Source organism: Chryseolinea lacunae (assembly GCF_016735595.1).
Classification (GTDB): domain Bacteria; phylum Bacteroidota; class Bacteroidia; order Cytophagales; family Cyclobacteriaceae; genus Chryseolinea; species Chryseolinea lacunae.
The window spans coordinates 376473-394162 of record NZ_JAERRB010000005.1 but is presented as its reverse complement, the minus strand read 5'-3'; the positions used below and the strand labels follow the sequence as shown (position 1 = coordinate 394162).

Genomic DNA, 17690 nt, shown 5'->3' with positions numbered 1-17690 from the left:
TTTCCTTACGCCTCTTTGCGGAATATGATCCGCCCTCCAACAATGGTCGTGTCTACCGAGATGGACGCATCAAAAATTATGATGTCGGCATCCATTCCCTGTTCGAGCTTGCCCTTTGTTTTTTCGATGCCCATGATGGCGGCCGGTGTGCTGGTCATCATGCGCACGGCGTCGGTCAGGGGCACATCGGCCAGTGTCACCATGTTGCGGACCAATCGGTCGGCCGTGGCCACGCTTCCGGCAAAGGAGCTGCGATCGGGCAGTTTGGCCACATCGTCTTCCACAATCACCTTCAGGCCGCCGGTGAGGCTTCCCAGAATGCTTTCGCCGGGAGGCATGCCTGCAGCGCGCATGGCGTCGGTGATGAGCGCTACCTTGTCGGGACCTTTGATTTTGTAGACCAGCTTCAACAGCGGCGCCGGCACGTGAATGCCATCGGCGATGATCTCCACGGTCATTTCATCCATGAGGTAAGCACTCTCTACTACACCCGCATAGCGGAACGCATTGCGTCGAACCACGCCGTTCATGCAGGAGTAAAGATGGGTGACGTGTGTGTATCCTTTTTCGAAAGCTTCGAGCACGTCGTCATAAAGCGCGTCGGTGTGGGCGATGGCGGGCAACACGCCATGTGTGCGCATGTAGTGGCCAAAGTCCAGCGCGCCTTTCAATTCCGGCGCGGCACTCCATCGCTTGATAGACGGAAAGTGGGGCACCAGGGCTTTGTATTCTTCCGGATCGGGATCGCGGATGTAACGTGGGTCCTGGGCGCCGCGTTGGTTCAGAGCAAAATAGGGGCCTTCAAGGTGCATGCCGATGAACTGAGCGCCTTGCGTATTTTCGCGATGGGCCTGATCATATAACTCGAGTGTTTGGATCAGGTCGCGCTTTTCGGCGGTGAGTGTGGTGGGGGTGAGTGCCGTGGTGCCGTGGCGTGCATGAAGTTTGGCAATTTCCAGGAAGGCGGTCAGGCTGTTGTCCATAAAGTCGTGCCCGCCACCGCCGTGCACATGTATGTCGATGAAACCCGGGGCCACATAGTTTCCTTTTGCGTCGATGACCTGTGCATCGCCGGCTTCGATGTCGCCCTGCGAAAGGGCTTCAATTTTTCCATTGGCCACCAGCACAGTGCCGCCTTGCAAAATGCGGAAGGGTGTAATGATTTTGCCGTTGATAATTTTCAGTCTCTCGGTGTTCATGAATCTATCGAAGCGTTTTCAGGTGTTGTTGGTGTAGTGGCCAGTGACATGCTCCACCGTCGCAGTCGGTATCCGTACGTAGCATAGAATACCAAATAGAGGTAGCAAGGCAACAAAATCCAATAGGCCGTGCGCAGGTCATAGTGATCGGCATAGTAGCCGTAGACGAGCGGAAGGATGGCATTGCCAGACAGTCCCATAATCATGAGGGCAGCACCGGTTTTTATGAAGCGCCCCACGCCATCGAGGGCCAGCGGCCACAGTCCGGCCCAAATCATCGAATTGGCAAAGCCCAGCAGCACAACAAACCACAACGAGATGTCTGTCGTATGCCCCAGCACGCGAACGTGTCCATGGGTGTAGATAATCAAGAAGGTGAACACTACGCCAAGCATGGTGCAGCACTGAAGAGCCCTCACCTGGGTGATTATTTTGGGGATTAGTGTCACCCCCAACAGGTAGCCGCAGATCTGGGCAAAGAGTGTGTACGAAGGAAACACCTTGGCTTCGGATAGCGAAAGCTGCATGGATCCCGCATAGCCCACAATGGTGTCGACAGCAATCACCTGCGCACCCACGTGAAAAAAGATTGCCACGGCGCCCAGCACCAGTTGAGGGAACCGGAAAATTTCGACAACACGTGAACGACTGGTGTTCGTCTCCACGCTGTCATCGCTTTCGTCGGTATTGATTTCCGGCAGCGGAGAGATCCGAACCAGAAACCCCAGTGCCACCAGCACGATGCCCACAATGACATAAGGAGGAATGACGCGTTCAATAAATTCGTCGAGCGCAGCGTCTTTCTGCGATGCGGTCATGCCGGGCAGTTGGGCCACCATGTCGTTGTCGGTGGCGCGAAGAATGACCGCTGCCAACAACAACGGTGCGAGAATGCCCGCGGCTTTGTTGCAGATGCCCATGATGCTGAAACGCTGTGCTGCCCTTTCTTTCGGACCCAGAATGGTGATGTAGGGATTGGCCGCCGTTTGCAGAATGGCCAGGCCGATGCCGATGGTGAACAAGCCCATCAGAAACAATTCGTAGGTTCTTGTCAACGCCGATGGAACAAAGATGAACGCGCCAAGGGCCATGGTGAAAAAGCCGATCATCATGCCGGCTTTAAACCCCGTGCGCTTCAGGAGCAACGACGAGGGAATGGCCATCACGAAATAGGAGATGTAGAACGCGAACGCCACCAGATACGATTGAAAGTTGGTGAGCTCGCAGGCAATTTTGAAGTAGGGGATGAGGATGGCGTTGATCCAGGTAACGAACCCGAAGATGAAGAAGAGCCCGCCCACAATCAGGATAGAAAAATACATATCCCGGCTGCTGATGGAGCCAGCCTGTACTGTTGCTGCAGGTTTGTTCATTGATCGTTCATGAAGGCAGAAGTCGAAAACCGTTCAGGACGAATGTAACAAAATGCAAAACAAAATCAGCAAAGGATTATGTGTGCGACAAACACACATGTTGACGCGGCATCGATTGAAGATGGCCGGTCACACCGGCATCACAACAGTTAGCAATGTGTTTGGTGTGTGCACAAAACACACACACCATTGCTATCATATTTTTTTTTATATCACTTCCGGACGATGGGCTACTAACGTGTGTGTCGTGTCATCTTGCCTGCGTTGTTGAAACGATAGGAGTGAACTTCGCCGCGGGTGTAGATTTCCAGGATGTAACCACCGTTGCCGGCGCGACGGAACAGGTGCGCATTTTCCCAACCTTTATATTCCGCGCCCTGAAGCGTCTTTCTCAGCGACTCCGGAGCTTCGTTGGCCTTGATGCGCGTACGGCTGCTGTATTCTGCTTCATCTTCTGACGCGATATCATCTGAATGGGTGCGTTCCATACGATCGCTGTTTTCTTTTGGAGATTTCTCGTTTTGCTTTACGTTAGAAGCCAATTGGGCATAGGAAGTGGTCGCGAAAAGGCTTCCGGCAATGAGTAAAAGAGAGAGTTTCATGTAGTAGAGGGTTTTATGTATAGAGAGGGTCAAAGACAAATCCGTGCCACGCTGGAAGGACGCGATAGCCATAAAAAAAACAACGCAGAGGCACTAGCTGGTTTTACCGTGATGAATATGTTACCCAGTGAAACGTTTTTGCCGAATAAATTCTACAATGGTGGCAGCGGAGGGCAGGCTGTTTTGATGTCATTCCACTCCAATACGGAAAAGCCAACGGAAAGGTTATTGGTTGTGAAAAAACTTGTGGTCGCGCCGGATTCGAGCAAATCGGATTTGTGAAGCCGAATATCGACCAGGCTTCCAGGAGTGATTGGGAACTTCAGTTCTAGGGAGTCGTTTTTTTGAAGCCGTGGAGTGCAAATTCGTGCCATACGATCGCTTGGACAAGGGCCATAAAAAATCAACGCTATTCTCGTCTAAGCTCGTAAAAAGAACAATTTGGTGCTGTTGCAATCCATGAATGCGCTCCTTGAAAAGGCAATCGCAAAAAGTAAGGCAGAAGGAGATAAGGCTGAATAGGCGTCCAATCCGCCGAAAGTGTCTATTTTAGTACATCCTTCCGTGAGCAGGAAAAAAATATTATTTTTAGACCGCTATTAACGTTTGTTCCATACCCCCGATGAAAGGTTTTTGTTTGACGCTCCTCACGTGCCTGGTCTGGGGTGTAGCCGTTGCTCAATTTGAAAAAAACTATGTTCCGGCCCCGTTGCAGGACACCATTCCGCCCGCCACACTTGCCACGCTGAAGGCCAAACTGGCGGCCGACAAAGCTCGCGTTGCCGAGCCTTCAAAAGAAGTAAGCAACTACATCAAGGAGTTGTATGACAAGCGCGCCAACTTTGTGATCGACCAGTTCAACGAAGATTATATTCTGACAGACGAAACACTGTCGCCCTACCTGCAGTCTGTACTTAATAACATCTATGCGGCCAACCCGGCGTTGCCGCGCGAAACAAAAGTCTATGCTCACCGCAGCGAGGCCGTCAACGCCATGAGCTATGGCGAGGGCACCATTGCGTTCACACTCGGCCTGTTGTCGCGTATGGAGACCGAGGCGCAGGTGGCGTTTGTGCTGTGTCACGAGCTGGCTCACTACCACACACACCATTCCGATCTCAAGGCCGCTGAAGTGGCGCGGTTTCTTTTCGACCCCGAAACAAAAAAGAAGGTGAAGGAAATTGAGAAAAACGAGTTTGGGCAGTACACACGCCTCACCAAACTGGTAGGCTCATTCGGCATGTCCATTACCCGCCACGGTCGCGACAAGGAATTTGAAGCCGACTCGCTGGCCCTGCGCTACTATCTCAACACCACCTACGACCTGCAAGCCCCGGTGCGCACACTCGAAATTCTGGACAGCGCCGACGTGGAACCCTTCCGCACCAACCTGGACCTGCGAAAACATTTCGACTTCAAAGCCTATCCCTTCAAAGAGCGCTGGTTGACCTATGCACCGTCGAACACCTGGCATGCTAACGAGGATGCCGACAGTTTGCACACGCACCCCAGCTGCACCAGGCGCATTGTGGCTATCAAGCGTCAACTGCTCACGGCCCAAGGGGCTAACCGAAAAGCAATCGACTATGGGACGGAACAAAGCGATGCAATGCGTCGTCGCAGCGAGTTTGAAATTGCTGTGTCGAGATATCATTTTGGAAACTATGGTCGCGGGTTGTTTTTGTATCTCGCGCTGGCAGAGCGTTATCCGGAAAATGCCTATGTGCACGCCATGATTGGCCAGGGACTCTATCAGCTTTACTGGTATCAGAAAAATCATGAGTTGGGCAAAGTGTTGTCACTGCCCGATGCCCGTTTCGAAGAGAACTACGATCGCTATTTGTCGTTTGTGCACACGCTGCGGCTGATGGAACTGGCCTCGTTGTCGTATTATTATTCCAGCACGCAACGCGAGCGCTTTGGGGTGCAGGAAGATTTGCTCTACGCCTGTTGGCTCAGCAGTAAAACAGAAGTGAGTCAGAGCGATCCGGGCAAGATCAAAACCGAATACATCGCCAACTTTCCACAGGGCAGATATTTGTCGAAGATGAAATGATCCCTCATATACCTATCAATACTTAACCTATCCAACGTTTTAAAATTATGAAGAAATCAATTTTTCTGTTATGCCTCATCGGATGTTTGTGGCAGACGGCCACCGCCCAAACACTAAGCAAAACCGTGACGGGCGATGTGAAAGTGAGAAACACCGGCGCCATTCTGCAGAACGGCCAGGTGAAAGGATACTACACGTTCTACAATCTTGAGAAACAAGATCGCAAGAACAACAACTACATGTTGAGCGTAACGGATGAAAATCTGCGCGAGATCAATTCTGTTAACATCGTGCGGCCCAATTCCTATTTGCTCATGGATGCCTCGTTCAACGGTGAAGCGTTTGGATTTTTGTTTTATGACATGCGCGAAAGAACGCTGGAGATCATTGGTTATGACCGCACGTTGAAGGAAACCAATAAGGTTACCAAGACCCTGAAGAACAAATATGCAAACGCGATGTATGCCTACATCGCCCAGGGACATGAACCGATGCAGTCGTTTTTGATTGCTGTGCCCAACAAAGGTTTTATGTACTATGGCATCAAGGAGGAATCGAAGAGCGATTTTGAAGTGGAGTTTTATGACAACACCATGAAACGTTCATGGACTTCATTCGGCCCCGACGATAAGTTTGACTTCGAAACGGCTATGGAAGCTTTTCAGGATGAGCAGTATGTGGGGTCTACCATCATCAAAAGAACGTCCGTGCTTTCGAGCGACATCGACATCGACCTGTTGGTACAAAACATCGGCGACGGAAAAACCGTTTTCCGCATTCCGATGGAATCGACCAAGTATAAAATGATGCTGGCCAAAGTCTTCTTCGACAAGGCCAAGCAGCAGTTCACCATCTTTGGCGAATATTTCGACAAGAACGAGAACGTGATCAAGAACCAAAGCCAGGGTTTCATTGCCGTGGTGGTGGATATGAAAGGAAAAATAGTATCGGAACGGACCAACTCGTGGACCGCCGACATCAACAAACTGGTGGCCGCCAAAGACAAAGAAACGTTTGAAGATACCAACATTCTCTTCCACGATTTTGTGCGCACCAGCGATGGCCAGATCTTTGCCATTGGCGAGCAATACAGAAGAGGCGGCAACCCCATGACAGGTATGCGTATCCTGGTCTACAACCTCGTGGTGTTTCAGTTCGACGCCGACTTCAGCATCAAGAAACTGCACGTGTTCGAGAAAGACAAGAACGCCTTCACGTTCCCGCAAGGCTTCATCATAGCGTCGGCAAAAATGCTTTCCTATGTGGCCAAATCGATGAACGCATTCGACTTTCAATTCCTGCAAACGTCGGCAGACAAAAACACGTTTGTCGTGAACTACATCAACTACGATCGCGAGAAAGGACAGAAAGCCAAGAACGTGCTCGGCTCCGTGATCTACACCCCCGAAAAAGTGTTCGCTGTCGACAAGCTTCCCCTCACGCGGTCGTCGACAGAATATTATGTTTATCCCGCCAAGGAGGGCTATGTGATGGTGAGCGAATACTTTAAGAAAGAAAAACGCATCGACAACAGGTTGGAAAAATTAAACTACTAACTGTAGCAAAAAAAAATAAAGGCCCGCCCCGATATTCGGAGCGGGCCTTTTGTTTTACAAGACCGTTGTACAGTTTCGTTCCAAAGTCCGCATAGTCGCCGGGGTGGCAGACTATGCGGCGACGCGGATATCTTCGGGCCTTTGTTTTTGTATACACTACTCTAACGCCTGGCGAAAATCTTCCAGCAGATCGTCCACATCTTCAATGCCGGTCGAAAGTCGGATGAGCGACTCGGGGATGTTCATTTCTGCTCGGCGTTGGGGACCGAGTTCGAAGAAAATGGTCTGGGCCACCGGTATCGCCAGCGTGCGTGTGTCGCCCAGGTTGCTTGACTTGATCACGATTTTTAGTTTGTTCAACACCGACAGGTAGTCAACGCCTTCTTTCAGGGCGAAGCTTATCAATCCACCAAACCCGGTGAAGAGTGTTGCTGCGCGATCGTGCTGCGGATGACTTTTCAGGCCGGGATAGTTCACACGTTCAACCTTGGGGTGTTGTGCAAGATAGTTTGCCAGGGTTTGGGCATTTGCGCATGTGCGCTGGAGCCGGAGGGCCAACGTTTCGGCGCCTACAGAAATGCTATGCGCCGCTTCGGGCGAAAGGGTTCCGCCGGCGTCGCGCAAGCCTAGCTTTCTGATCTGAACAAGGCCTTGCTGTGCAGGGGCAATCTGGTTTCGGAAGGTGGTGGCAATGTTGGGAAAACCGATCCAGTCGAACAGGCCCGTGTCAGTCACACATCCGCCGAGCGCGTTGCCATGTCCACCGATGTATTTTGTGAGCGAATTGATGACGAGGCTTGCGTTGACGTTGATGGGCTTGAACAGGTAGGGCGACGTCATGGTGTTGTCGACGATGTAGAGGAGTTTGTTTGTCTTGCAAAAATCGCCGATGGCCACCAGGTCTGGGATCTGTGTCACGGGGTTGGCAATGGTTTCTACAAACACCATTTTCGTATTGGGTTGGTGAGCCGCCACCACGTTGGCAACTTTTGTGGCGTCCACAAAAGACACTTCAATGCCAATGCCCATCAGGGTGTGAAAGAAGTTGCGTGTGTTTCCAAAAAGAAAGCTGCTGGCGATGATGTGGTCACCCGCCCGGATCAATGCCAGCAGGGTGGCGGAGATGGCGGCCATGCCCGTAGAGAACGCAACGCTGTCGCGGCCATTTTCCATTTGTGTCACTTTCTGCTCAAGAGCCGCCACCGTCGGGTTGCCTTGCCGGGAGTAGGCAAAACCCTTTTGCTTGTTCTGGAACACGTTGATGAGGTCGTTCACATTTTCGTAGCCCCAGGTGACGGCCGTGTGAATCGGTTGGTGCAGGGCTCCGAATTCGGGCTTGCGCAGTCGGTCTGAATGAAGAATGGTGGTGGTGAAACCGGGTTGTTTGGGCATGTCGTTGCTATTTCGAAATGGAATTTTTTGAATCGCCAAATATCTCATAAAATCAGGCTTTCACCATAGCATCAGATACTAGTATTTTCAGCAGATCAGTTTTGCAGGTGCGTCAATGAAATACGATTTTCCGGCGTTCACACGACAACCAAGACCCGCGCCCGGCAAAAAAAAAGACGCCTTTTCCGGTATAGGTCCCCCCAAGTTTTCATATCTTAGAAGAGCCCATCCATTACTAGACTTGTGACTAAATGCATCATTCTTTTGATGCTTTTACAGCTCCCTATTGCTGTAACGGCACAGGAGTACTTCTTTAAAAAGTACCGTGTAGACGAAGGCCTGCCCAGCGATATTGTGAAAGGCTGCACGCAGGATGCGCTCGGCTATTTCTGGATCGCCACCGACCAGGGCATCGCTAAATACGACGGCGTTAATTTTACTACCTATCGCGATGCCATACACGGCGACTACGCAAAAGGTTTTTTCACTACCCGCAACGGCAGGCTCCTGGCGTATAGCGATCTCGACCTCGTCGAAATTCAGAACCGCGGCGACACCGTTTCCTTTAAAAGCCTGTGCCCCGTGGCGCGCATTGCAAACGACACATGTCTTTCTTATCCCAAACTTCTTTTCGAAGACATTCAAGGCGACCTGTGGGTGAGCGAGTCGCAAGCCGTAGTGCGGCTTCGCGGCAAAACACTGAAGCGCTTCGGGTTTGACATCGCCAACCGGTCGACACAATTTTTGAGAGCGTTTTCATTCTTCGAAGACAAACGCCACACGCTGTTCATCACGTCTCTGCAGGGCAACGTGTTTCGATACAATGCGCGATACGACGAATTTGAGAGCGTTGACCTGAAGTTTCCGGCCGGCGTAGAGTTTGTGTCCGTTGTGAACAACACGCTCGTGATCGGCGCATCCGACGGCGTGTATCGGGCCGATCTTCCCGAAGCAGGTGGCGTTAAAGCACCCAAGCTCGTGCTTGGCATCTCCCTTGTGTCGTTTGTTCGCGAGCTTCACGGCGACACGTATTTTGTGGCCACACGCAGCAACAAACATTTCATGGCGAATCTCGACAACGGCACGTTCACAGCCATTTCGTATCCCATCAACAACATCAACCACGTTTACCGTAGCAAAGAAGATGATCTTTGGATTTCCGGAAACGATGGATTGGTGGTGATGAAGGAAAACCTGTTTCGCGGAACCGACGAGAATGTGTCGGACTTCATTGAGTGTATTGCCGAGGATGCTGCAGCGGGCATAGTCTACTATGCCACACGGCGCACATTGTATGCCTTCGATCGCGCTACAAAAAAGAACACGGTCGTGCTCGATATTCCTTCGGGCTACTTTCAATCAGTGGTCTTCACAGAGGAAGGTCTGTGGGTGGCCAACGCATTCAAAGTGTTCCTGCTGACCGGACAAAAAATAAAAAAACAATATGACCTGAGCGCCCACGGTCGCTTTGTGACCACGCTCACGCGCGATGCTGCCGGAACAATCTGGCTCACCGTTCCGGGCAGTCCGAAGGTGTATGGCATCGGCAAGGATCTGGTGCTGCGGCAATTTAACATTCCTCTGGGGCGCTCGGGTGTTGTCAATATGATTCGCGAAGGTAACAGGGGTATGTATGTGGCGTCGGCAGGAAAGGCGAGTTATCTTTTCTTCAAAGGCCGCGCCGACACGGTGTTTCACAACGCGAGTGTGCCGGTGACTTTTGCTATGCATCCTGATTTTAATGTGACTGATTTTGTGGTTACCCCCGACGACCTGCTCTGGCTAGCCACCTCAGAGGGACTATTGAAATATGACGGCCTTCAACTCCATAAAGTAGACCTGGGCCAACGCTTTGCCCAGTTGCCGGTGAAAGCCATTCACACCTACGCGGGAAACAAACTTTTGGTTGCCAACGCATTCGGCATGGCGTTGTTTGATCGCATCGCCGGCACAACCGACTTGTTTAATGAAAGTTCAGGATTGTTGTCGAACACCATCACGCCGCGCGGACTTTTTGTGGACCGTTGCGAAAACGTTTGGGTCGGCACGGCAAAGGGATTGTGCTATAGCACGCGGCCGCTAACGGTGTTGAGCAAAACATCCGCGCCACAATTCACCCAGGTGCGTGTGAATGGAAAAAACGCAAGCCTGCGCGGCGACACCCAAATTGACTATGGCAGCTTTTTGTCTATCCACGTTTCGTCCATCACGTTTCCTGAAAATGAAGTGATCTTTCAATACCGCATTGTTCCCGGCGAAGCATGGGCCACGACTTCGGCAACGGAACTTCATTTTTCGGGCCTGACTGCCGGCGCTCACACGGTGGAAGTGCGCGCAAAAAAGAATGGTCCCTTTGTGTGGAGCAATTCTTCGCACCTTCATTTCACGATTGCCAAACCCTTCTGGCAACGGTGGTGGTTTTTTGGTCTGTGTTTGGTGGCCGCCGCGGTGCTGGTGGTATTGACGTTTGTTGGCGTGAATGCACGCAACAGAAAGAAAAGCCACGCCATGCAAAGGCTCATCGACGCGCGCACAAACGAACTGCGCATCAGCAACGAAGAGCTCATTCAACTGAATCTTGAAAAAAATAACCTGATTGGCATCGTGGCCCACGACCTCCGAAACCCCTTGCAGCAAATAACGGGATTGATCTCGCTGGTGAGAATGAACAGTCAGGCCGACGATGAAACGAAAACCTATCTGAACCTCATGGGAACCAGCGTTGAGCGCCTCGACTCTATGATCGTGAAAATTCTGGACGTGAATGCCATCGACTCACGGAAACTTAATCTGACACTGGAAGACGTGAACCTCTCCGACATTTGCAACACCGTGGCCGATCGCTACAGGCACGAGGCCATGAAGAAGCGAATTTCGATTGTGAAAAATATCGACCCCGGAGGGTATGTGAGCGGCGACAAAGTTTATCTTGAGCAGGTGGTGGAAAACCTGCTCTCCAACGCCATCAAATTTTCGCCTTTCGATCGCAACGTGTATGTGAACCTGCGCACCAGCACCGACAAGGTGGTTTGTGAAATCAGAGACGAAGGCCCGGGCTTGAGTGTGGAAGACAAACAAAAGCTCTTTGGAAAATTTCAAAAGCTAAGTGCCAGACCCACGGCCAACGAAACATCGACCGGGCTGGGGCTGTCTATCGTGAAAAAATTTGTGATCGCGATGGATGGCGACATTCAGTGCGAGAGCGAACCGGGCAAGGGTGCCGCCTTTTCCATCTCGTTTGCACGCCGCCGGGTCGACACCGACACACGAATGTATGGCACAGGCTAGTGCGTGCCCGGTGCCGGGAATTTTTTGGAAGCATCGTCAATCACAAGCACCCAGTCTTTTCCGTCGTGCGGCGGTGTGAACGATTGTGTGTTGTTACCCTTCGCAGGCTTTGCAGCGACGGCTTTTCCCGTTCGCGGATCGAACCACCACACGGTTTTGCTGGTGCCGCCAATCTTACCAAGATTAATTTTCACCGTTTTGTTTTGGGGCAGATAAACAAATGCATAGGCACCGTTGCTGTCGCGTGTGGCAATAATCTTGTCGACATAGTTTGTGCCGGTGGCGGAGGCGATGAGCGTTTGGTCGGGAATGCGACTGAAATACGGTCGCGACAGCATGAGATCTTTCAGGTATAACATCTCGCTTGCACCTGCTGCGCGCGCGGCCTTTTGCCAGGGAATAATTGTGTCGCCGGGGTTGATGGGAGGGTTGAGTGCCGTGTTCATGAATTGCCAGATCTGGTGATGCCCATAGGTGACACCGCAGGCTCCGGCAAACACACCGCGATAGATGCGGGCACGCACATCGTAGGCCGTGAAGTAGCCTCGCGAAGCACGCGTCCATTTTCCATCCCAGGGATTGACGGGATGATCTTCATAGCAAGGCTCCATGTCGAGTGTTGGTTTCGTTGGCGTGAGGGCGAGATCGCGTGTCACATAGTCCCACGCTTCGGCCTCTCGTGAACCATGACCGGATTGAAACGCATTCATGTCGAGCCATGCGGCATCGTGTATCTGCTGCGATGTGGAAAAGGAACCTCCGGCCGGATGGTAGGTGATGAACGCCTGTTTGCCCAACACACTTTCGATGCCCTTGGCCATGGCTTTCCAAAGGCTGCGATCGTCATAGTTCTTCCTGGTGCCTTCGCGCTCGGAAGTATACACAGCAGGACGGTCGCCGCCAAGAATCCAGAGAATGTTCCAGTCCTTTGCATAACGTTTTGCCAGCATGGCGCCATAGACCTCTGCATTCTTCTCGTTGAAGATTTTCGGACCATCGCCCCACATCGGCGTCACCTTGTCGCCCCACGTGGGCAGCAGGCCGATATACATTCCTTTCGCGGCGGCGGCGCGGATAACAAAGTCAACATGATCCCAATAATCATATTCGTAGGCACTCTTTGGATCGGTGCCCGGTGTTTCCAAAAGCTGTGTGGGATCTTCATTGTTCAACGGCACATCGCCATAGCGATTGGGTTGACGAATGCCGTTAAATTCGGCGAGGGCTACCACCTGCAACACGTTGTAGCCTTGTTCGCTGCGTATCGCAATAAATTCCTCGGCTTCTTCGCGCGTGAGGCGGTGAAACAATTCCCAGTCGGTGTCGCCCAACCAGAAGAAGGGTTTGCCGTCGTGCGTGGCAAGGAAGCGGGCGTTGTCGCTTACTTTAATCTGTGCTTTTGCCGTGCACAGCACCAAGAGCATGAGCATGCCTGTCGAAATTCTGGCGAAGGTGGAGGGTGTTTTCATAGTGGGTTTATGGTCGAGAGCGATATTAAATATGGGCATAGGTTTGACTCGGTGCAAATTGTTTTTCTTCGTGGTTTTTCCTGCCAGCTTTATTGCGATCCAATGTGCCGTTTTTACCACACTAAATTTTTTTTCGGCATGGATGGCGAAAATATTGCGGTCCCCCGCAGCCAACGTGCGGGCTGAGAAGTTCTGTCTTTTTCAGAAACTTTTAGTGTTCCTTTTTGCGCTCACCGAATGGATGCGGCGGCGGTGCCTGTGAACCGTCGCAACCGCAGTGTTGATGGGACGTTGCGATAATTTACTCGTCCATATATCGTCCATATATCGTCCATATATCGTTCGTGCCTGGTTCATGGACTGGCTGTGGAAGAACTTTTGTGGTGGTGAAGTATGAGGCAAACGGCAAGCGCTGAAGCCGTGGGCTTGTTGTGAAGGAGGTAAACAAATCAGGCCGCTGCAGAGGTTTGGTTGTTCTCTCCTTCATTATGATATGGCCCGTTGTTTTTATAAATTTACAATCCGACCTAAACCTATTGCGTAACGATGACCTCATTCACCAGGCAAGTCCTCTTGCTGTTTGCACTATCGATTGTTTTGATCGCTTGTCAACAAAAGAAAACATTCACCCTGCCCAAAGCCGATGCCGACAACGGCGGGCTCATTTTGCCCGATGGCTTCGGAGCGTTGGTGGTGGTGGATAGCCTTGGCCTTACGCGCCACCTGGCCGTGAACGACAACGGCGACATCTATGTGAAAATGCGCATCATCGATCGCGATTCCGGAACGGTGGCCTTGCGCGATACCAACGACGATGGCCGTGCCGACATCATCCAACGTTTTGGCGACTATGAAAACGACGGAAGCTTTGCCACCGAAATGCGCATTCACAACGGCTATATCTATTTCAGTTCGGAGCTGCGTGTGTACAGGCAAAAACTGACGCCGCCCAACCTCATTCCCGATGGTCATTCGGAAATCGTTGTCATCGATCCCTATCCGCTTCGCTGGCACAATGCCAAATCGTTGGCGTTCGACAACAAGGGGGCGATGTATGTCACGTTCAGTGCGCCCACCAATGTGTGTGAAGATTGGTCGTCGGTATCGGGCAAGTCTACGGAGTTTGTGAAGGGACAATATCCCTGCGAGCAATTAAAAGCCTTTGGTGGCATCTGGCAGTTTGATGCCAACAAGTTGCAACAGTCGCAGTCGGATGGACGGTTGTATGCCACCGGGTTGAGGAGTGTTGTGGCCATCGCGTGGAACGAAGCCGACAGTGGCCTCTATGCCGTTCAGCATGGACGTGATTATTTGTCGGGCCATGATCCGCTGCATTTCACGGAATGGGAAAACGCCGTGCTCCCGGCAGAGGAGTTTGTGAAGATCAAAAACGACAGCGACTTCGGCTGGCCCTACACATACTACGATCCCTTTAAACACAAGCGAATGATCGCGCCCGAATATGGAGGCGACGGCGAAAAGGAAGCTACCGGCTATGAAGATCCGCTCATGGGACTGCCGGCACATTGGGCGCCCAACGATTTGCTGTTCTACAAAGGCGATCAGTTTCCGGCGCGCTATAAGAAGGGCGCCTTCATTGCATTCCACGGGTCGACCAACCGCGCGCCCTACCCGCAGGGGGGCTACATCGTGGCGTTTGTTCCTTTCGAGAACGGAAAGCCAACCGACCACTGGGAAGTTTTTGCCGATGGCTTCGCCGGCGTGGACACCATTGCCAGCATGGCCGACGCCAAATACCGACCGATGGGATTATCAGAAGGACCCGATGGCTCACTCTATGTGTCGGAGTCGAAGAAGGGAAAGATCTGGCGCGTTCTGTTTACCGGCGATCGCACAAATTTTGGAAACGCCCAGCTTGCCGCCATGGAGAAAAGGAAATCAAGATCGTATCTAAAAATACCGGATGAGAAAGCTGACCGGTTGACTGTTAAATAAGTCTATTAGCCGTTTTGATTATTTGACATCCTGACTCAGGCTGTGGTGAGATGATTCTGGAATCATGGAAAAAAACGCCGTGATCATACTATGTCTTGTTGAGAATTAGATCACGGCGCCTGTTGTTAACGTGTGATGATTTGCTTTAGCGTTTCCAATGGCACATGGTCGCCGACAAATTTTCCATAGTGAGCCATCTTGATTTTTCCGGCTTCGTCGATGATAAATTCGGCGGGGATTCGTGTGGCGTTGCCGTCTTGCTTGAATTCTTTTTCGAAAAGTTTTTTACCGCGCTTCACTTTGTCGAGCAGGCCGTTGCCCAGGCTGCGCATCATTTTCAGCAACGAGCGTTCCACACCATAGGTGTTGTAGAGCATGTTGTCTGGATCGGATATGAAATGAAAGGGATACGTTTTGTCGCCCAGATATTCTTTCATGCGGGCCACAGGTGATTCATAGACCATGGCCACCACCACCTGGTTGTCGCGGAAGAGGGATGCGTGGTTCAAAAGATCGTGGGTGCGGAGGTTGCACACCGGGCAGCCGGCGTTGCGTTCGAAGCTGAGGTAAACTTTTTGTCCGCGCAGCGATTGAAGATCAATTATTTTTCCGTTGACGTCGACCACGCGCAGGGCGGGAGCGGTTTGATTTTGGATAAGTTTCATACGATAATCAGATAGCGATTTGGGTATAATACCCGGACCACCCTTCCAATCACCCGTCGTTCTTCGAATAATTTTTACGCGCTTGTTCCAGGCATTTATATTTCTGATTGTCGAACGTGTGCGGGTTTTTATAGCCCATGGCTTCCACCAGCATTTCGCGTGAGGCACCGGATAGAAATGTTTTTGTGAGAAAGATCACACAGTGGCGGGTGAGGCGTTCGAAGAGGCGTTTCATGACGTTCTTGCTGCGCAGGCGTTCTTCGTGTTGTTCAAATTCCGAAAGCGTCATGTCTTCCAGTTCATAGTCGATGGCCAGCGGCAGCACACGTTTGGCGTCGCGCAGGCGTTTCAGCCACAGGTTGTGGGCCACAGCAGTGATGTAGGTCTTGATGGATGAGGTGAGCATGAAATCTTCCTTTGGCACTTTTTCGAGAAGCACCAGAATGGTTTCCTGAAAAATGTCCTGCGCGTCGGCTTTGGTGCCGCTGTTTTTGCGGACAAAGCTTTCTATGCCGGGATAATAAAACGTGTAGAGCAGGTTGTAGGCGGCATTGTCGCGTTTTCGGAGTTCGTCGAGCATGTGGTTTTCAGGAATCATGACGTTTAATACCGTGCGGCGTGCAGCAATCACCCAAAACTAACGATTTTATTTTCCGGACAGCAAAAAAGCGTGGTCGGGCTGCGTGCCTGGCACCACAACACAGAATGGGTGGCTTTAGTTTTTTGGGCCGTCATTCTGGAAATTGGCCCGTTGTGGCTTTTTCCAGGATAATGAAGAGCAGGATCATACTCGGTCTGATAAAGCGACAGGAGACTTGTCTACAACGTTTTTTTGAGTTGGGATGTCGTTCGAATAAGTTACGTAAAGCGTTTTGTTAAATTGTCTTTTTTGTGCAGAAGTGCAAGCTCAGCAGGCGTCTGCCCGTTGTTGTTTTTTTCGTGAGGCGAGAGCTTCGCGTTCAACAGGAGTTCGACGGTGTGTTCTACGCGCGCCCGCGACAACACGGCGTGGTGCAGCAATGTGTTTCCGTTCTGGTCCCGGAGACGCGTCATCTGGGTTTTGAAATTTTTTAGGAAAGGGGTTATCAAATCGCTTTCGTTTCTCTTTACGAGGTTGAAGATTAGCTCCGGGGTAGTGTCGACAATGTAGTGCAGGAGCCAGTGGGGGCGAAGCGAGAAAAAAGCCCGGAAGTGTTTCCGGTATTTGGTGTTGCTGGTGTAGCAGTTGAGCAGGTCTTTCACCACCGCAGGGGTTGTGTGTTTTGTGACCACGCGCACGTAGTGGCTCACGTGTTCGCTTTCATACGGGAAGAGCAGGGTGAGCCAGCGCACGTCAATAGCAGCAAGCCGGTTGAAGAACGAAACGGATTGATAAACACCATTGTCCGAGAAGGGCGACAATCCCAGGCAGATCATCCTCAGGATTGCTCTCTCCTGCAATTCTTTCAACCCCGGCGAGTCTCTCACGCACGTGATGTAAAGTGTGAATGGGTTTACGTTGGCGCCTGAGTCTTCCGTGTGATTTTTTTCAAGAACCCACGCAAATAGTGTGTGGCAGCATTTGTATTGGTCGATGTCGCGGAGGTAGCTCGTGGAGGTGACACCTGCACCGAGGTACATGCAGAGCCATTCCAGCGTGTTGGCACCGCCGTTGCCGGCATACGCTTTCTGACGCACAAGGTCGGCATTGGCCACCAGCGAGAGTCGCACTATTTCGGTGGCCGTGTCAAGACTGTCCTTGCCTTTCAGCGCGGGAATGTTTTGAATGAACATGGCCAGGTTGTAGGTGCCCAGTTCATCGTTGCCCAGCCGCTCGGCCGATGCGCCGTCGTGCACCAATTCCCGAAGGCTTTGCAGGATCTTACGCAAGTCAATGGCCGACGCATGGAGGTCGAGTTGTGCAAGCGTCTCGAATGCCGCTTTAAATTGTTCGTCAAGGGAAAAGCGTTTTCGCTCCGCGACCATATTTCGAACGCGCTGCCAGCTCGCCGTCTCTTCGTCGAGTTGCTCCCGGATGGAGGCAATGTTGTCTTTTAGTTGAAGATAGGCGCCAAGTGGGAAGCTGAGTTCATTCATCGCGGATGGTAAATATTTTAAAAAGGGAACTGCGGCCTGAATGCATATTCGTCACGCA

13 protein-coding genes are annotated in these 17690 nt (G+C 51.6%); 5 read left to right on the top strand and 8 right to left on the bottom strand.

Features of this window, described 5'->3' with window-relative positions:
- Nucleotides 1–5: 5 nt before the first annotated feature.
- From nagA to JI741_RS17230, 3 genes are all read right to left on the bottom strand, one after another.
- Nucleotides 6–1199 (bottom strand): N-acetylglucosamine-6-phosphate deacetylase, encoded by a 1194-nt coding sequence (nagA, locus tag JI741_RS17240; RefSeq protein WP_202011777.1) that lies wholly within the window; start codon nucleotides 1197–1199, stop codon nucleotides 6–8.
- Nucleotides 1196–2572 (bottom strand): sugar MFS transporter, encoded by a 1377-nt coding sequence (locus JI741_RS17235; protein WP_202011775.1) that lies wholly within the window; start codon nucleotides 2570–2572, stop codon nucleotides 1196–1198. Before JI741_RS17235 ends, nagA begins: the two co-directional genes overlap by 4 nt.
- Before the next feature lie 233 nt (nucleotides 2573–2805).
- A complete protein-coding gene (locus tag JI741_RS17230; RefSeq protein WP_202011773.1) occupies nucleotides 2806–3174 on the bottom strand; it encodes a hypothetical protein in 369 nt (122 codons plus the stop codon).
- 15 nt (nucleotides 3175–3189) lie between these two features.
- On the opposite strand from JI741_RS17230, the gene JI741_RS17225 reads away from it, so the two are divergent.
- From JI741_RS17225 to JI741_RS17215, 3 genes are all read left to right on the top strand, one after another.
- Nucleotides 3190–3456 carry a hypothetical protein gene (locus JI741_RS17225; RefSeq protein WP_202011771.1) on the top strand — a complete coding sequence of 89 codons (267 nt, stop codon included), beginning with the start codon at nucleotides 3190–3192 and terminating at the stop codon, nucleotides 3454–3456.
- 340 nt (nucleotides 3457–3796) lie between these two features.
- Nucleotides 3797–5230: a M48 family metallopeptidase gene (locus tag JI741_RS17220; protein WP_202011769.1), complete on the top strand. Its 1434-nt coding sequence runs from the start codon at nucleotides 3797–3799 to the stop codon at nucleotides 5228–5230.
- A 47-nt stretch (nucleotides 5231–5277) separates the two neighbouring features.
- The gene (locus JI741_RS17215) at nucleotides 5278–6786 is read left to right on the top strand and encodes a DUF6770 family protein (RefSeq protein WP_202011767.1); all 1509 of its coding nucleotides are present in this window, start codon (nucleotides 5278–5280) and stop codon (nucleotides 6784–6786) included.
- Between the two features lie 156 nt (nucleotides 6787–6942).
- Here JI741_RS17215 and JI741_RS17210 read toward each other — a convergent pair whose 3' ends face one another.
- On the bottom strand, nucleotides 6943–8226 hold the full coding sequence (locus tag JI741_RS17210) for a cystathionine gamma-synthase family protein (RefSeq protein WP_202011765.1): 1284 nt from the start codon (nucleotides 8224–8226) through the stop codon (nucleotides 6943–6945).
- A 219-nt stretch (nucleotides 8227–8445) separates the two neighbouring features.
- On the opposite strand from JI741_RS17210, the gene JI741_RS17205 reads away from it, so the two are divergent.
- Entirely contained in the window at nucleotides 8446–11466 is a 3021-nt protein-coding gene (locus JI741_RS17205) for a sensor histidine kinase (RefSeq protein ID WP_202011763.1), read from the top strand.
- On the opposite strand, the gene JI741_RS17200 is transcribed toward JI741_RS17205, so the two are convergent.
- The gene (locus JI741_RS17200) at nucleotides 11463–12935 is read right to left on the bottom strand and encodes a glycoside hydrolase family 140 protein (RefSeq protein ID WP_236676121.1); all 1473 of its coding nucleotides are present in this window, start codon (nucleotides 12933–12935) and stop codon (nucleotides 11463–11465) included. The two genes, JI741_RS17205 and JI741_RS17200, sit on opposite strands and share 4 nt — an antisense overlap.
- Nucleotides 12936–13481: 546 nt before the next feature.
- On the opposite strand from JI741_RS17200, the gene JI741_RS17195 reads away from it, so the two are divergent.
- Nucleotides 13482–14891 carry a PQQ-dependent sugar dehydrogenase gene (locus tag JI741_RS17195; protein ID WP_202011761.1) on the top strand — a complete coding sequence of 470 codons (1410 nt, stop codon included), beginning with the start codon at nucleotides 13482–13484 and terminating at the stop codon, nucleotides 14889–14891.
- 125 nt (nucleotides 14892–15016) lie between these two features.
- Here the strand turns inward: JI741_RS17195 and JI741_RS17190 are convergent, their stop codons facing one another.
- From JI741_RS17190 to JI741_RS17180, 3 genes are all read right to left on the bottom strand, one after another.
- Nucleotides 15017–15556: a peroxiredoxin-like family protein gene (locus JI741_RS17190; protein ID WP_202011759.1), complete on the bottom strand. Its 540-nt coding sequence runs from the start codon at nucleotides 15554–15556 to the stop codon at nucleotides 15017–15019.
- A 49-nt stretch (nucleotides 15557–15605) separates the two neighbouring features.
- The gene (locus JI741_RS17185; RefSeq protein ID WP_202011757.1) at nucleotides 15606–16154 is read right to left on the bottom strand and encodes an RNA polymerase sigma factor; all 549 of its coding nucleotides are present in this window, start codon (nucleotides 16152–16154) and stop codon (nucleotides 15606–15608) included.
- A gap of 260 nt (nucleotides 16155–16414) precedes the next feature.
- The gene (locus JI741_RS17180; RefSeq protein ID WP_202011755.1) at nucleotides 16415–17632 is read right to left on the bottom strand and encodes an ankyrin repeat domain-containing protein; all 1218 of its coding nucleotides are present in this window, start codon (nucleotides 17630–17632) and stop codon (nucleotides 16415–16417) included.
- Nucleotides 17633–17690 lie beyond the last annotated feature (58 nt).

What these genes read in the sequence shown, in the direction of transcription:
- nagA (WP_202011777.1), bottom strand. Translation starts at nt 1,199, where the DNA reads ATGAACACCGAGAGACTGAAAATTATCAACGGCAAAATCATTACACCC.
- JI741_RS17235 (WP_202011775.1), bottom strand. Translation starts at nt 2,572, where the DNA reads ATGAACAAACCTGCAGCAACAGTACAGGCTGGCTCCATCAGCAGCCGG.
- JI741_RS17230 (WP_202011773.1), bottom strand. Translation starts at nt 3,174, where the DNA reads ATGAAACTCTCTCTTTTACTCATTGCCGGAAGCCTTTTCGCGACCACT.
- JI741_RS17225 (WP_202011771.1), top strand. Translation starts at nt 3,190, where the DNA reads ATGTATAGAGAGGGTCAAAGACAAATCCGTGCCACGCTGGAAGGACGC.
- JI741_RS17220 (WP_202011769.1), top strand. Translation starts at nt 3,797, where the DNA reads ATGAAAGGTTTTTGTTTGACGCTCCTCACGTGCCTGGTCTGGGGTGTA.
- JI741_RS17215 (WP_202011767.1), top strand. Translation starts at nt 5,278, where the DNA reads ATGAAGAAATCAATTTTTCTGTTATGCCTCATCGGATGTTTGTGGCAG.
- JI741_RS17210 (WP_202011765.1), bottom strand. Translation starts at nt 8,226, where the DNA reads ATGAGATATTTGGCGATTCAAAAAATTCCATTTCGAAATAGCAACGAC.
- JI741_RS17205 (WP_202011763.1), top strand. Translation starts at nt 8,446, where the DNA reads ATGCTTTTACAGCTCCCTATTGCTGTAACGGCACAGGAGTACTTCTTT.
- JI741_RS17200 (WP_236676121.1), bottom strand. Translation starts at nt 12,935, where the DNA reads ATGAAAACACCCTCCACCTTCGCCAGAATTTCGACAGGCATGCTCATG.
- JI741_RS17195 (WP_202011761.1), top strand. Translation starts at nt 13,482, where the DNA reads ATGACCTCATTCACCAGGCAAGTCCTCTTGCTGTTTGCACTATCGATT.
- JI741_RS17190 (WP_202011759.1), bottom strand. Translation starts at nt 15,556, where the DNA reads ATGAAACTTATCCAAAATCAAACCGCTCCCGCCCTGCGCGTGGTCGAC.
- JI741_RS17185 (WP_202011757.1), bottom strand. Translation starts at nt 16,154, where the DNA reads ATGATTCCTGAAAACCACATGCTCGACGAACTCCGAAAACGCGACAAT.
- JI741_RS17180 (WP_202011755.1), bottom strand. Translation starts at nt 17,632, where the DNA reads ATGAATGAACTCAGCTTCCCACTTGGCGCCTATCTTCAACTAAAAGAC.